This is a genomic window from Hymenobacter arizonensis (genome assembly GCF_900115775.1).
Taxonomy (GTDB): domain Bacteria; phylum Bacteroidota; class Bacteroidia; order Cytophagales; family Hymenobacteraceae; genus Hymenobacter; species Hymenobacter arizonensis.
The window spans coordinates 907,391-922,272 of the sequence record NZ_FOXS01000002.1; the positions used below are offsets into that span (position 1 = coordinate 907,391).

At 60.6% G+C, this 14,882-nt stretch carries 13 protein-coding genes; 7 read left to right on the top strand and 6 right to left on the bottom strand.

The window, feature by feature from the left end; genetic code table 11:
• Nucleotides 1-32: 32 nt before the first annotated feature.
• A complete protein-coding gene (gene lysA, locus BMZ66_RS10260; protein ID WP_092672060.1) occupies nt 33-1,259 on the bottom strand; it encodes a diaminopimelate decarboxylase in 1,227 nt (408 codons plus the stop codon).
• Between the two features lie 92 nt (nt 1,260-1,351).
• On the opposite strand from lysA, the gene BMZ66_RS10265 reads away from it, so the two are divergent.
• Nucleotides 1,352-1,870 carry a DinB family protein gene (locus BMZ66_RS10265; RefSeq protein ID WP_092672063.1) on the top strand — a complete coding sequence of 173 codons (519 nt, stop codon included), beginning with the start codon at nt 1,352-1,354 and terminating at the stop codon, nt 1,868-1,870.
• Here the strand turns inward: BMZ66_RS10265 and BMZ66_RS10270 are convergent.
• On the bottom strand, nt 1,867-2,664 hold the full coding sequence (locus BMZ66_RS10270; RefSeq protein WP_092672066.1) for a ZIP family metal transporter: 798 nt from the start codon (nt 2,662-2,664) through the stop codon (nt 1,867-1,869). The genes BMZ66_RS10265 and BMZ66_RS10270 overlap by 4 nt on opposite strands.
• Nucleotides 2,665-2,860: 196 nt before the next feature.
• Between BMZ66_RS10270 and BMZ66_RS10275 the strand changes: the two genes are divergently transcribed.
• On the top strand, nt 2,861-3,565 hold the full coding sequence (locus BMZ66_RS10275) for a haloacid dehalogenase type II (protein WP_177204677.1): 705 nt from the start codon (nt 2,861-2,863) through the stop codon (nt 3,563-3,565).
• A 253-nt stretch (nt 3,566-3,818) separates the two neighbouring features.
• On the opposite strand, the gene BMZ66_RS10280 is transcribed toward BMZ66_RS10275, so the two are convergent.
• Entirely contained in the window at nt 3,819-4,910 is a 1,092-nt protein-coding gene (locus BMZ66_RS10280) for an NADH:flavin oxidoreductase/NADH oxidase (protein ID WP_092672069.1), read from the bottom strand.
• 240 nt (nt 4,911-5,150) lie between these two features.
• Complete coding sequence (locus BMZ66_RS25105; RefSeq protein ID WP_143080143.1) at nt 5,151-5,597, bottom strand: hypothetical protein; 447 nt, start codon at nt 5,595-5,597, stop codon at nt 5,151-5,153.
• A gap of 51 nt (nt 5,598-5,648) precedes the next feature.
• On the opposite strand from BMZ66_RS25105, the gene BMZ66_RS10285 reads away from it, so the two are divergent.
• The 4 genes from BMZ66_RS10285 to BMZ66_RS10300 all read left to right on the top strand — a co-directional run bounded on the left by BMZ66_RS10285 (nt 5,649) and on the right by BMZ66_RS10300 (nt 10,016).
• Nucleotides 5,649-6,539 carry a prephenate dehydratase gene (locus tag BMZ66_RS10285; RefSeq protein ID WP_214606977.1) on the top strand — a complete coding sequence of 297 codons (891 nt, stop codon included), beginning with the start codon at nt 5,649-5,651 and terminating at the stop codon, nt 6,537-6,539.
• A gap of 4 nt (nt 6,540-6,543) precedes the next feature.
• Nucleotides 6,544-7,719: a pyridoxal phosphate-dependent aminotransferase gene (locus BMZ66_RS10290; RefSeq protein WP_092672072.1), complete on the top strand. Its 1,176-nt coding sequence runs from the start codon at nt 6,544-6,546 to the stop codon at nt 7,717-7,719.
• 133 nt (nt 7,720-7,852) lie between these two features.
• A complete protein-coding gene (locus BMZ66_RS10295; RefSeq protein ID WP_092672075.1) occupies nt 7,853-8,698 on the top strand; it encodes a prephenate dehydrogenase in 846 nt (281 codons plus the stop codon).
• Nucleotides 8,699-8,945: 247 nt separating this feature from the next.
• Complete coding sequence (locus BMZ66_RS10300; protein WP_092672078.1) at nt 8,946-10,016, top strand: chorismate mutase; 1,071 nt, start codon at nt 8,946-8,948, stop codon at nt 10,014-10,016.
• 83 nt (nt 10,017-10,099) lie between these two features.
• On the opposite strand, the gene BMZ66_RS10305 is transcribed toward BMZ66_RS10300, so the two are convergent.
• On the bottom strand, nt 10,100-11,431 hold the full coding sequence (locus tag BMZ66_RS10305) for a tol-pal system protein YbgF (RefSeq protein WP_092672082.1): 1,332 nt from the start codon (nt 11,429-11,431) through the stop codon (nt 10,100-10,102).
• 494 nt (nt 11,432-11,925) lie between these two features.
• Between BMZ66_RS10305 and BMZ66_RS10310 the strand changes: the two genes are divergently transcribed.
• Nucleotides 11,926-12,501: an Hsp20/alpha crystallin family protein gene (locus tag BMZ66_RS10310; RefSeq protein WP_092672086.1), complete on the top strand. Its 576-nt coding sequence runs from the start codon at nt 11,926-11,928 to the stop codon at nt 12,499-12,501.
• Between the two features lie 121 nt (nt 12,502-12,622).
• On the opposite strand, the gene BMZ66_RS10315 is transcribed toward BMZ66_RS10310, so the two are convergent.
• On the bottom strand, nt 12,623-14,725 hold the full coding sequence (locus BMZ66_RS10315) for a M13 family metallopeptidase (RefSeq protein ID WP_092672089.1): 2,103 nt from the start codon (nt 14,723-14,725) through the stop codon (nt 12,623-12,625).
• Between the last annotated feature and the right edge of the window lie 157 nt (nt 14,726-14,882).

A 14,882-nucleotide genomic window follows, 5' to 3' on the forward strand; every position in this document is an offset into this window, starting at 1 on the left:
GCTCAGCATGACAGACGATTGTAGGCCTGCTTCTAAGCCTGCACCACAACCTCCGCGTCCACCTGCCCGGCCAGCAAATCCTCAAACGTCTGGCGGCGGCGAATGAGCCGCAGCTCCCCGGCCTCGTCCAGCAGCACCTCGGCGGGCTTAGTACGCGAGTTGAAGCTGCTGCTCATCTCGAAGCCGTAGGCGCCGGCGTTGTGGAACACCAGCAAGTCGTTTTCACGAATTTCCGGCAGCAGACGGTCCCAGGCGAAGGTGTCGGTCTCGCAGATGTTGCCCACCACCGTGTACAGCCGCTCCGAACCCTTGGGGTTGGTGAGGTTGCTGATGTGGTGGTAGCTGTCGTAGAACATGGGCCGAATCAGGTGGTTGAAGCCCGAGTTCACGCCGGCAAACACCGTGGCGGTGGTTTGCTTCACCACGGCCACGTTCACCAGCAGGAAGCCGCTTTCGCTTACCATGTACTTGCCGGGCTCAAACCAGCACTCCAGTGGCCGGCCGTATTCTTGCTCGAAGGTCTTGAAGGCCTCGGCCACCTGCTTGCCCAGCGCGTTCACATCGGTTTCGGGGTCGCCGGGCTTGTAGGGCACTTTGAAGCCCGAGCCCAGGTCTAGAAAATCCAGCTCGGGGAAGCGGCCGGCCGCATCGAAGAGGATTTCCAGGGCCCGCATGAACACGCCCACGTCCTTAATTTCGGAGCCGGTGTGCATGTGCAGGCCTTTCACGTGCAGGCCGGTGCCCTTCACCACGCGCTCGAGGTGGCGCAGCTGGTGAATGCTGATGCCAAACTTGCTGTCGATGTGGCCGGTTTGAATCTTGTAGTTGCCACCGGCTTCAATGTGCGGGTTCAGGCGCACGCACACCGGGTACGAGCCGCCGAACGTGGCGCCGAACCGCTCCAGCAGCGAGATATTATCGATGTTGAGATTCACGCCTAGGTTCTTGGCTTCCACCAATTCCTCAAACGTCACGCTGTTGGGCGTAAACAGGATGTCGTCGGGAGCAAAGCCCACGTGCAGACCCAGCCGCACCTCGTTGATGCTCACGCAGTCGAGCCCCGCGCCCAGGCTGTGAATGTGGCGCAGAATGCTCACATTGCTCAGCGCTTTGCAGGCGTAAAAAATGCGGGTTTTATGGCCCGAAAAAGCTTTTTTAAGCTTGCTGTATTGACCAGTGATGGTCGCGGAGTTGTAAACGTAAAGAGGGGTGCCGAACTGGTCGGCAGCGGCGCGCAGCGCATCGTTAATACCTGACATAATCACAAAAGTAAGGCCCGCACGGCGCCTTATGTAAATCTCAAGCAGATAGTACATTCACACCCCCGCCATAGTTTCCCGTTTTCTTCTTTATGACTAACCCCGAAACCCTGGAAGTGTGGCTGCGCGGCCCCCTGCCCGATATGCCCGCGCTGTTGCAACCTATAGCCCATGCCTTGCTGCAGGCCCGTGAAGAACTCACCGCCGCCATGCACGACTTCCCCTCAGAATTGCTCAACAAGCGGCCCTCGGGCGTGGCCTCCGTAGGTTTCCACCTGCAGCACCTGTCCGGCGTGCTCGACCGGCTGTGCACCTACGCCCGCGCCGGGGCATTGAGCGAAACTCAGCTGGCCGCCTTAGGGGCCGAGAATCCACCGTTGCAGGTTAACGCTGATACAGTAACCCAGCTGGTGCAGCGCTTTAGCCTGCAGGTTGATGCGGCTTTGGCCCAACTGCGGGCCACCCCAGAAAATACCCTGACCGAGCCGCGCGGCGTGGGCCGGGCCCAGATTCCCTCCACTGTAATCGGCCTGCTGGTGCACGCCGCCGAGCACACCCAGCGCCACATGGGTCAGCTGCTGGTAACGGCGCGGGTAGTGGCAGCCGACTAGCCGCCGAGCTTGCTGAGCATGAAGGCGGCCAGGAAGCCGAGCACGGTAATCAGGCCGGTGAAATTGTGGGCCACCTCGAACGCTTCCGGAATCATGGTGTCGGCTATCATGGCCAGCACGGCCCCGGCGGCCACGGCCGTGGTGGCCCCGATTACCTGGGGCGAAAAGTGACTGAACACCACAAAGCCCAGCAGCGACGACACCCCGCAAACCAGGGTGATGCCGGCCCACAGCCCAAACACGTATTGCCACGAGCGGCCCGCCTTTTTCATGCCCGCGGCGCTGCTCAGCCCCTCCGGCAAATTGGATAGGAAGATGGCTGCCACCGCCACCAGGCTCACCGCCCCGCCAGCCAGCATGCTCAGGCCAATAACAATGCTCTCGGGAATGCCGTCGAGCAAGGCCCCGATGGCCAGGGCCATGCCGTTGTCGTCGCCCGGAGCTGCGGCAGGTTTATCCCCGGCCTTCACGGCCTGCCGCTCCTCGTGCTGCTGATGACCGGAGCGTTTGCGGTGCTTGGCGCCGTGCCGGGCCAGCAGCCAGTTGGCCAGGGTGTAAACTGTTGCTCCGCCCACAAAACCGTACGCCGCCGCCCCGAAGCCGCCGCCTTCGTACGCTTCCTCCATCAACTCAAAAGAAAGCGTAGAAATAAGCACCCCGCTGCCAAAGGCCATGATGGCTGCAATCAGCCGGGCGGGCACATCCAGGAGGTAGCCAATGGCGGCGCCCGCCAGCAGCGCCGACCCGGATACCAAGCCCCAGAAACCGGCCTGTGCCCATAGTGGAAATATCATGCAGATGCGTTGTGTGAGTGAAACAGTCGCTGTTTATCAGCTGGGTTTTCCCTTTAACGAGCAAAGTGCCCGGGCGGCGAAGCAGCCTTGCTACGGACGGGCATCGGCCTGTTTTTGGCGTAACGCCGGGTGCCCCCAGCCAGAGGTTTTGCGTATGCTTTATACACCGCTGTTGGTTCATCTTTTCCCTGCGCCTATGCTTCCCACTGCTGCCATCCGCTTCCCGCAACCGGGCCAATTGAAAGTTCTGTTCTTTGACGTCAACGAAACCCTGCTCGACATGAGCAAGCTCAAAAAAGCCGTCGTTACCGCCTTCGGCGATAAGTCGGCGTTCCGCCAATGGTTCGGATTGCTGCTGCAGTATTTGCTGGTCGACACCGTGACGGAACGCTATCACGAGTTCGGCGTCATCGCCAACGCCGCCCTGGACATGACCGCCGCCAAGCTAGAAACCAAGCCGTTGAAGGCAGTTCAGAAACAGAAGATTTTGGCGCTGATGACGCAGCTGCCCGCCCACCCCGATGTAGCGCAAGGACTGGAAATGCTGCGCGAGGCCGGCTACCGGCTGGTAGCCTTCACCAACTCCACCAAGTTTGTGCTCGACCAACAGCTACAGTACGCGGGCATCATGGGCTATTTCGAGCAGGGGCTAAGCGTCGATGTCCTCCGCCGCTACAAACCCCAGCGCTCAACTTACCACGAGGTCGCGCGCCACCTGGGCGTGATGCCCGAGCAGGCTGCCCTCATTGCCGCTCACGGCTGGGACATTGCCGGCGCCCAGGCCGCGGGGTTGTTCACTGGGTTCATCGCCCGCCCCGGGCAGGAGCTGTACCCGTTGGCGGGCCCGCCCACTTACCATGGCAAAACGTTGGTGGAAGTAGCCCGGCAGATGATTGGGTAGTTGCTGTATTTGTGGTGTTGGGTGGCTTTGGTGGGGGACCTCACACGAAAAACCTCACCCCCGGCCCCTCTCCAAAAGAGAGGGGAGCCACGGCACAAGGACAGCACTCTTTATTCAACAGAAGGCCCCGTTGCGGACAGCAACGGGGCCTTCTGTTTTAATACCACTTCAACTGGCTCCCCTCTCTTTTGGAGAGGGGCCGGGGGGTGAGGTTCCGCCGGGCCAAAGTTTCGTTAAATCCGTTAAAGAAAACCTACCGTTGTCCCGCAGGCGCAACCTCCCGCGGCTTCGCCCGCTCATACTGCACCGGCCAGGACATCTCTACCCCCAACTCACGCGCCGCAAACAGCGGGAAATATGGCTCGCGCAGAAACTCTCGGGCCAGCAGCACCACATCGGCCTGCCCATTAGCCAGGATAGCCTCGGCCTCGGCGGGCGTGGTGATGAGGCCTACGGCCCCGGTCAGGATGCCGGTTTCTTGCTTAATGCGTTCGGCAAACTGCACCTGGTAGCCGGGGCCCACGGGAATGGGCGCCTTGGGCACGTTGCCGCCGGTGGAGCAGTCTATCAGGTCCACGCCGCGCACTTTGAGCATGGCTGATAGCTGCACCGATTCGTCGCCGTTCCAACCGCCTTCGGTCCAGTCAGTCACGGAAATGCGCACGATGAGTGGCAGTTCCTCGGGCCACACCTCGCGGGTAGCGGCCACCACCTCCAGCAGCAGCCGGATGCGGTTTTCAAACGAGCCGCCGTACTCGTCGGTGCGGTGGTTGCTGAGCGGCGAAAGAAACTCGTGCAGCAGGTAGCCATGCGCCGCGTGCAGCTCAATTACCTGGAAACCGGCTGCCAGCGACCGCGCCGCTGCCGCCCGAAAATCGGCAATCACCTTCTGAATACCGGCCGCGTCGAGCGCTTGCGGCGCGCCGTAGTTAGGAGCAAACTCAATGGCGCTTGGGCCCACCGGCACCCAGCCGCCTTCATTTTCGGGCACGTAGCCTTCGCCTCTCCAGGAGCTGTAGGTGCTGGCTTTGCGGCCGGCGTGCGCCAGCTGAATGCCCGGCACGCTGCCCTGGTCCGTAATAAATGCGTTGATGCGCTGCAGCATGGGCAGGTGCTCATCTTTCCAGATGCCGAGGTCGTCGGGGCTGATGCGGCCTTCTGGCGACACCGCCGCCGCTTCCGAAATAATGAGGCCGGCACCGCCCACGGCGCGGCTGCCCAGGTGCACCAGGTGCCAGTCGGTAGCAAAGCCATCGACGCTGCTATACTGGCACATGGGCGATACAACAATGCGGTTTTTCAACGTGACGCCGCGTAGGGCGAGGGGTTCAAATAAAGTAACCATAAAAACAGGCTTAAGAAAATGCAAGAGATAGCAGGCTTAAACCCGGTTTCGAAGCAGTAGGTTATGGCGGCTGCTAATGGCTGATGCTGCCAGTGGGCTGAAGCTGTACGAAGAATGTCATGCAGAGCGGAGCGAACCGGGGGCGGCGTAGCCAAGTATCTCGCTCGCGCCACCTGTCATGCTGAGCCTGCGAAGCACCTTATCACCGTGGAACGAGTCGTAGTGTCGTGAGAAGATGCTTCAGAGGCTCAGCATTACAAACGGCGCGGTGAAGACGACAAACGGCTCTGTTTTCTTCATCCTTTCGCATATTTCCTTACTGAAATGGCAAGGAAACACATGAGTTTCCAAACTCTTGCTTACCTTGCCATCCAATTCATAAACCTCATGCTTCAGACGCGCTACTTTTTTGGCTACTATTACTTCTACGCCACCGCGTAGAACGAGCCGCCGTTTGTAGCTAACCCACACAAACACTTCCAGCGCCGCTCGTTCACCGAGAAGGCGCTTTTTTAATGCCCAGTTTTCTGATGGTACCCACGCAACAGTACTTTTTTTATTACGGCTACTACTTCTTCTTTCTGAAGAAGCCGGCCCGCTGTTGCTCGTGTTAACCACCACACTTTCCGCCAACAAGCCAAGGGCCCCGCACAACGGAGGCCCTTTTTTATTGTCCAGTTTAAACAAAGGCGGCTCCACACAAATTAGCCGCTACCAACCACCGACCATTACATCGTCATGATGCCTCAACAAGTTGCCATTCAAGGGTTCCAGGGAAGTTTTCACGAAGTAGCTGCCCGGCAGTACTTCGGGGCCGCGCCGACGCTGGCGCCCTGCGCCACTTTCGCCTCCGTAGTGGCCCACGTAGTCAACGGCACGGCCGAGGCGGGGCTTATGGCCGTGGAGAACTCCCTGGCCGGCAGCATCCTGCCCAACTACCTGCTGCTGGAGCGGTCCAGCGTACGCATTACCGGCGAGGTGTACCTGCCCATTCACCAGCACCTGTTGGTGCTGCCGGGCTCCACGCTTGCCGATATCAAGGCTGTGCACTCGCACCCCATGGCCCTGCGCCAGTGCAACGATTTCCTGTCGCGCTACCCGCACTGGCAGCTGGTCGAAACCGACGACACTGGCCGTAGCGCTCAGCTGCTGGCCGAAAACCAGACGCCCGGGGTGGCCGTGGTAGCTGGCCGCCAGGCCGCCGAGCAGTTCGGACTGCGCGTGCTGGTGCCCGCCATTCACGACGACCCGCACAACTACACGCGCTTCCTGGTGCTGGAGAGCACCAGCACCGCGGCGCCCGTGGCGCCCGTCAACAAGGCTTCGCTCTACTTCCACACCACGCACCAGCCCGGCAGCTTGGCCCGGGTGCTCACCCGCATTGCCGAGCACGGCCTGAACCTGAGCAAGCTGCAGTCGTGCCCGCGCGTCGGCCAGCCCTGGCACTACGGCTTCCACGCCGACGTGGAATTCGACGAGCCCACGCAGTTTGCGGCCCTCCTCATCGAGCTTGTGCCCTTCACCGAAGCGCTGCGGGTGCTGGGCACCTACCAGCGCGGCAACATGGCCGCTGCCATGGCCGAACCCCCGGCGCCACGCCACGCCCAGCCCACGCTTCTCAACGTCTAGCCACATGCAAGTATCCACCGCCAGCCGCCTGGCTCACACCGGCGAATACTACTTCTCGCGCAAGCTGCGCGAACTGGCCGCGCTCAACGCCGCTGGGGCCAATATCATCAACCTGGGCATCGGCAGCCCCGATTTGCCGCCGCACCCCAGCGTCACGGCGGCCCTTAGCGCCACCGCCGCACTGCCTACCGCCCACGGATACCAGGGCTACCAGGGCACGCCCGCTCTGCGCGGGGCCATGGCCGAGTTCTACCAGCGACACTACGGCGTAGCCCTGGACCCCAACGCGGAAATTCTGCCGCTGCTGGGCTCCAAAGAAGGCCTCATGCATGTGGCCATGACGTTCCTCGAAGCCGGCGACGCCGTGCTCATTCCCAACCCCGGCTACCCTACCTACCGCGCCGTGGCCGAAATCTGCGGGGCCGACGTACGCGAGTACGACCTGCACGCCGCCACCGGCTGGCTGCCCGACCTGGAAGTCCTGGCCCAAACCGACCTCTCCCGCGTGAAGCTCATGTTGGTAAACTACCCGCACATGCCCACTGGCACGGCCGCCGATTTGCCTTTTCTCACCCGCCTTGTGGCGTTTGCCCGCCAGCACGAAATCTTGCTGGTGCACGATAATCCCTACGGCTTCATTCTGAACGAGACACCGCCCCTCAGCCTGCTGGCTGTGCCCGGCGCCCGCGAAGTAGCCCTGGAGCTGAATTCCCTCAGCAAGTCGCACAACCTGGCCGGCTGGCGCGTGGGCATGCTGGTAGGCCGCGCCGATTTGGTGGCCGAGGTTCTGCGCTTCAAAAGCAACATGGACTCCGGCATGTTCCTGGGGGTGCAGCAAGCCGCTGTGGCCGCGCTGAACTTAGGAGTTGAGTGGTTTGAAGAGTTAAACGCCACCTACCGCGCCCGCCGCGAGCTAGTGGTTGAGCTGCTGCGCGCCGTGGGCTGCGAGCCCGGGCCAGGCCAGGTCGGCCTGTTCATCTGGGCCGCTGTGCCCGCGGGCTTTGCCGATGGGTATGCCCTGAGTGATGCCGTGCTGGCCGATTCGCGGGTGTTTCTCACGCCGGGCGGCATCTTCGGCAGCAACGGGCTTGGCTACATCCGGGTCAGCCTATGTCAGCCGGAAGCCGTGTTGCGCGAGGCACTAGCCCGCGTGAAAGAAGGGCTCCAATTGTCATCCTGAGCTTGCGAAGGACCTTATCACCCAAGAACAACTCGCAGTGGTCATAACCGGAGCAGGCGTGATAAGGTCCTTCGCAAGCGGACACCAGATTAAGGATGACAGCCAAATTAATAAAAAAAATAGTTGCCTCATCATGAACGTCACCATCATTGGCCTCGGTCTCATTGGCGGCTCTCTTGCCCTCAGCCTGCGCCAACACGGCCTGGCCCAGCGCATAGTGGGGGTCGAGCAGAGCGCCGCGCATGCGCAGCGGGCATTGGAATTAGCACTGGTCGACGAAATCGAAACTGACTTGGCTGCGGCCGTAAGCCAGGCTGATTTGATTGTGGTAGCCGTGCCCATGGACGCCATGGTAACCGTGCTGCCGCCCGTGCTCGACGCCGTCGCGGCGCACCAAGTTGTTATCGACGTGGGCTCGACCAAGCAGGCGCTGCTGGCCGCCGTGGCCCAGCACCCCAACCGGGGCCGTTTTGTGGCCGTGCACCCCATGGCCGGCACCGAGCACTCAGGCCCCGATGCGGCCATTGCGGGCTTGTTCGAAGGCAAAACGGTGGTGCTCTGCGACGCCGACCGCAGCGATGCCGACGCCCTGCACATAGTGGAGCAGCTGTTCCATGCGTTGCCTATGCGCCTGCTCTACCTCGACGGCGCCGACCACGATTTGCACACCGCCTACGTGTCGCACATCTCGCACATCACCTCGTTTGCCCTGGCCCTCACCGTGCTGGAAAAAGAGAAAGAAGAGCAGCGCATCTTCGACCTGGCCAGCGGCGGTTTCGAATCCACGGTGCGCCTGGCCAAAAGCTCGCCCGCCACATGGGTGCCCATCTTCCGCCAAAACCGCTTGAATGTGCTCGACGTGCTCGACGAACATCTGCACCAGCTGCAGCACCTGCGCGACCTCCTCGCTAAAGAAGACTATACCGGCCTCACCGAGCAAATTCAGCAAGCCAACCACATCCGAAAAATCCTTCCCTAAACATCAAACTCCCCTCCTTTTTTAAGGAGGGGATGTTCGAGCCGCAGGCTCGGACGGGGGTGGTTGAACTCGTTGAACGATGGCCGAACGATGGTTGCTGCGATGTTCAGCCGTCGTTTGCCCATCGTTCAACGACTTCACCACCCCAGCCGGCGCTTCGCGCCAGCGTCCCCTCCTTAAAAAAGGAGGGGAGTTAATTCCTCTCCCAACTCCAAAATCAATCAGCCCAACCCATATGGTACCCACAATGAAATCCGCGCTGTTCAACCGCCAGCCCGACGACAAGCCTTTCCTTATCTCCGGCCCGTGCTCGGCCGAAACCGAAGAGCAGGTGCTTGATACCTGCCAGCGTCTGGCTGCTACCGGGAAGGTGCAGGCCCTGCGCGCCGGCATTTGGAAGCCCCGCACCAAGCCCGGCATGTTCGAAGGCGTGGGCACCAAAGGCCTGCCTTGGCTGAAAAAAGCCAGCGAGCTTACCGGCCTGCCCACGGCCGTGGAAGTAGCCACGGCCAAGCATGTGGAAGACTGCCTGGCTTTCGGTATCGACATTTTGTGGGTGGGTGCCCGCACCACCGGCAACCCGTTTTCGGTGCAGGAAATTGCCAACGCCCTGCGCGGCGTCGACGTGCCGGTGCTGGTCAAGAACCCCATTCACCCCGAGCTGGAGCTGTGGGTGGGCGCCGTGGAGCGCCTCCAAAAAGCTGGCCTGACGCACGTGGGCCTCATTCACCGGGGCTTTTCGAGCTACGGCAACACCGACTTCCGCAACGCGCCCATGTGGCACCTGCCCATCGAAATGAAGCGCCGCATGCCCGAAATGCCGCTGCTCTGCGACCCCAGCCACATCTGCGGGCGGCGCGACACGCTGTTCGGCGTGGCCCAGCAAGCCCTCAACCTGGGTTTCGACGGCAACATGATTGAGTCGCACCAAAACCCCGACGCGGCCTGGAGCGATGCCAAGCAGCAAATCACGCCCGAAGTCCTACACGACCTCATCGAAGGCCTGGTGTGGCGCCACGAAAGCACCGACAAGCGCGAGTTCCTGACTGCCCTGGCCAGCTTCCGTGAGCAAATCAACCACCTCGACGCCGAGATTATGCAGCTACTAGGCCGCCGCATGGCCGTGGCCGAGAAAATCGGGCAGTACAAGAAGGAAAATGACATCACCATCCTCCAAACCAGCCGCTGGAATGAGGTGCTGGAGCGCGCCCTGCGCCAGGGCCAGTCCGTCGGCCTCACGCCCGAGTTTGTGGAGCAATACCTGGCAGCCGTGCACCTAGAGTCCATCAACCACCAAAGCCGGGTGATGGAAGGGTAGCAAGCCCGCACGCAAAAAGGCCTCGTCCTTGCCTCTGTTGAGGATGGGAGGAGGCCTTTTTGTGGGCGCTTGGTTGGGGCCGCTTAGTTGCCCATGGCCAAGTTGGTGATGCTCGTAACGGCCGGCGTGCTTTTTTTCAGGTACGCCCGGGCCTCTTTGTGGATGTCCGACTTGCGCTCAGACTTCTCGAGCACCAGCTGGTAGTAGCGCCGCGCCTCTTCTTCGTTTTTGGAAGTGGCAGCAATGCGGCCGAGGTTCACTATTGAGAACAGGTAGAAGCCGCCCTTCACCTGGCCCACCGATTCGCAGAACACCACGCAGCGGCGGTAGTAGTCCTGGGCAGCGGCGGGGTTGCGGTGCTTGTACTGCTCTACATAGCCGAGGTAGTAGGATGCGATGCGTCCGCTGAAGCCCTCGTAGCCGGGCATGCCCGCGTTCACTTTGGCCAGAATATCGCGGCTGATGCGTTCGCATTCGGTAAGCTCGCCTTGGGCAAAGCTGTTTTGGGCGTGCGCCCGCTGAAAGCAACTGTTGTTGGGGTAGTCCTTGGTCAGGCCCCGGGCCGTTTCCAGCGCAGCGGCGGGGTTGTTCTCAGTGGCGCTGCCCATGATGCGCATGCGGAAATACCGCGCTTCGGTGGCTGTGTAGAAGCCATTGGCGGCCACATTCTCGAGCTGGGCCAGGCCGGTGGCTCGGTTGCCCCGCGGAAAGAACAGCAGCACCGGGCGCAGCAAGGGGTATTCTTCAGCAATCCAGACGGCGTAGTAGTTGAACAGGCCTTCGCCGAACACAAACTCGGGGCTCAGGCCGTTGGCCTCCCGGCTTTTCTGGAGGTAAGTGAGCGAGCGTTTGCTGCTGACGGTGGCTTTGGCCCAGTTGCGGCGCTCGGCGTTCAGGCGGGCGTCGAAACCGTAGGCGGCCGAGAGGAAGAACGCGGCTTCGTAGTTGCGGGAATCGGCTTGGTACATGGTTTCGGCTTTGGTGATGGCCGTGTCCATGTAAGCAAAGAAGAGCTTGTCGTACTGCTTATTATAGGTGTTGCTGGGCATGATTTTCCACCACGTATTAAGCCCCAGCAGGAAATAAGCCATGGGGTGCTGCGGGTAGCGGCGGCGCAACGAGCGGAACTGCTTTTCGGCCTGGTCGAACTTGAAGTTGTAGAGGTTCTGAACCGCGCCGCCCAGCTCCAGCTGAATGTCCTGGTTCAGCAAAAGCCACTCCTTGGTGTCGACGGCTGCCGGAGCAACAAACACGTCGGCTAGGTCGACGCCGGGCATGGCCCGTAGGGTGTCGGCCAGGGAGGGAGAGGCGGGTGCGAGCTGGCCTTGCGCCTGCGCACGGGGCCCGGCAACAAATAATAAAATTGCGACCACAGCCAGATGCAGCGGACGAAAGAATCGGTACAAATGCGCCATGGGCAAGAAGAAATATAATTAAAATTATAAATAAAGAATCTGGGTAGCTTGGCCCAAAAACGAGTTTATATCAATTTACTTCGTTTTAGCGCCATTTAAGGCAATCTGCATGCTTCGCCCTACAAAGATACTAAATTGAAGAATTCGAACTTAAGTTCTGGGCGCTATATAAGCAAATTACTTTGTTCCAATGGCCCCGGTGTTGCAGATAGCGCTTCGGTATTTTATCCGAAAAGTCGCGGCGAAGCAAGCTTGGATATTCCGCAGGGCAACTAGTTCTGGCCTGCTGCCAGCAGAGAAGATGGACCAGCGCGGGCCTGTGTTCGGGTGTCTCGCTTAAGGCACTGCATCCACTAAATCCCAAGCGGGAAAAAGTGCTCACATGGTTCAGTAGGAGGGGTTTTTTTGTGAAACACTGGCATTTTTCGCCGCGTAAAAAAACTGCCTCATCAGGCGGTTTTCTTTTTGTTTAACTCTACTTAATTTTTACTGCCATGGCTATTCAGAAGTATCAGGACTCCTTCGGCGACACGATGCCGCAGAGTTTTTCGTCCATGCTCGACCGGTTCTTCCAGGATTCAGTAGCAGGCCGGGGCCGGGTTAGCGCCTTTTCGCCTCAGGTCGATGCCTACGAGACGGAAAAAGGCTATCAAATTGAAGTGGCTTTGCCAGGTTTGAAGCGCGAAGACATTAAGGTAGATTTCCACCAGGGCCGCCTCACCATCTCGGGCGAGCGGCACTTCAAAAATGAGCAGAACGACCGCCGCTACCACATGGTAGAAAGCTCCTACGGTTCGTTTAGCCGCTCCTTCCAACTGCCCGATACCGTGGAGCCCCGCCAGATTGAAGCCCAGTTTGAAGACGGCGTGCTGCGCGTGACCGTGCCCAAGAACGAGGAAAAAACCATGCGCCACCAGATTCAGGTGCAGGGCGGCCAGGGCCAGCAAGCCATGAGCAGCGGCCAGATGTCGGAGCGTATGGGCCAGCAGGCCACCGATGTTCCCATGGAGCAAGGCAACGGCGACGGACAAAATGCAAGCCAGCGCGAGCCGCAGCTGTCAGCCCACTAAAAGGTGGGTGCAAAAGTGCCTCTGGAAAGGCTTTTGTACCGACTTTGTACTAGTAGTATATAAAAATGGCGCCCTACATTACGTAGGGCGCCATTTTTTTACTTAAATGGGGCGAAAGAGGCTACCAAATTACGGCGCGCTCTGCGGCTGGCCTAATCATTTTATCGCCTTCCTTGCAACCAAAGGCCGCTTGAAACTGCGGCATGTTCATCATTGGCCCAATGGTGCGGTACTGGCCGGGCGAGTGCGGGTCAGTGGCGATTTGCTGGCGCAGGGCTTCGGGCCGGATGTTGGTACGACGCAGCTGGGCCCAGCTCAGGAAAAAGCGCTGCTCGGGCGTGAAGCCGTCGTATTTGGGGCGGGGGCTGTCGCCGTAACGCTGCTGCAGCTGCTTTTGCAGGGCACCATAGACGACGGTGAGGCCGGCGAAATCGGCCAGGTTTTCGCCCATGGTCAGCTTGCCGTTTACGTGCACCGAGTCGAGGGGCGTGAAGGCGTCGTACTGCTTGCCCACCACGTTGGCGCGCTTCGTAAACTCGGCCGCGTCGGCGGGCGTCCACCAGTCGCGCAGGTTGCCCTCAGAATCGTACTGCCGGCCTTGGTCGTCGAAGGCGTGGGTGATTTCGTGGCCCATTACCCCACCAATGGCGCCGTAGTTGATGGCGTCGTCGGCCTTGGGGTCGAAGAAAGGGGGCTGCAGGTAGCCGGCCGGGAACACGATTTCGTTGAGCGGCGGGTTGTAGTAGGCGTTGATGGTGGGCGGCGTCATGCCCCACTCGTTGCGGTCGATGGGACCGCCGAACTTGGCCGTGCGGCGCTTGGCGTTCCACTGGCGAGCCGCCAGCACGTTTTTTAGGTAGCTCTCGCGCGTGATTTTTAGGTCGGAATAGTCCTTCCACACGTCCGGATAGCCAATTTTCACGCGTAGGGCGTTCAGCTTTTTCAGGGCTTCGGCCTTGGTTGGGTCAGTCATCCAGGTATTGGTGCGGATGTGCTCGGCCATGCTGGCCTTGATGTTGGTGACCATTTCCAGGGCCTTCGCCTTGGCTTCGGGGCTAAACGCCTGGTCGACGTACAGCTGGCCAAAGGCCTCACCCAAGGTTTGGTCGGTGGCCGCCTGGATGCGCTTCCAGCGGCTGGCCTGCTGCTTGGCCCCGGTTTGTACCTGGTTGAAGCGAAAGGCCGCATCGGCGTAAGCCGTGGGCAGGGCGCTGGCCACGGAGCGCACGAGGTGCCAGCGCATGTAGGTTTTGAGGTCGGCCAGGGGCTCGGTCTTCAGCACCGCGTTCAACTCATCAAAAAACGCCGGCTGGCCAACGATAATTTCCTGCGCTTTGCTGAGCTTCATGTCGGCCAGCAGGTTTTTGGGGTCGAGGGCCGGGTAGCGCTTTTGGGCAGCGGCCACGGTCATCTTGTTGTAGTTGGACTGCGGGTCGCGCAGCTCCACGCGGGTGCGGGAGGCCTTGGCCAAGCGGCTCTCGATGCGCTCTACCGCGGCGGCATTGCGCTGGGCCACGGCCGGCGAGTCACCAAGCAAGCCGAAAATCTCGGTCATGTAGCTCTGGTAAGCCGCTTTCACCTTCTGGGTGCGGGCATCGTCCTTGAAGTAGAAGTCGCGGTCGGGCAGGGTCAGGCCGCCCTGGTCAAATGCTACCGCGTATTGGGACGTATTTTTCTCATCGACCTGCACGCCGCCCCGGAAAAACACGCCGGTTTGCAATTCCTGCAGGCGCACAATGGCGGCGCGCAGGGCGGCTTTGTCGCGCACTGCCGCCAGCCGGGCCAGTTCGGGCTTCAGGGGCGTGAGGCCCGCTTTTTCGATTGCCAGGGTGTCCATGGCCGAAGCGTAGAAGTCGCCCACTTTCTGGGCGTTGCTGCCCGGAGCCGCATTGGTGTTGGCGGCGGCATCTTCCAGAATTTTGCGCAGCAAATCCTGCGTGCGGTTGCCCAGCAGGTTGCGCGGGCCCCAGCTGGAAGCGTAGCTCGGCACAGGGTTGTTGCGCAGCCAGTTGCCGCCCGAAAATTGGTAGAAGTCGTCGCAGGGATTCACCGAGCGGTCAATATCGGCCATGTCGAGGCCCACGCCGGCCGGGTCTGGGGTGGTAGCGGCAACGGGCGCAGCAGTAGCTGGTGCCGTGGCCACCGGCGCAGGTTTGGTGCCGGCGCAGCTGGCCAGGGCTAGTGTAGCAGCCGCCACCCAGGGGCGGGAACAAAGATTTTTCATGGAAGCGGGAGGGAATTTAGCGAGTGCAAAGTAGCTAAAAGACCGGTTCCCAAATTTAAAAACAGTCACTTATTGAACGTCATGTCGAGCGCAGCCGAGACATCTCGCTCGCGTCATTAAACGATTATAATTACTACTGCACGCGAGATGTCTCGGC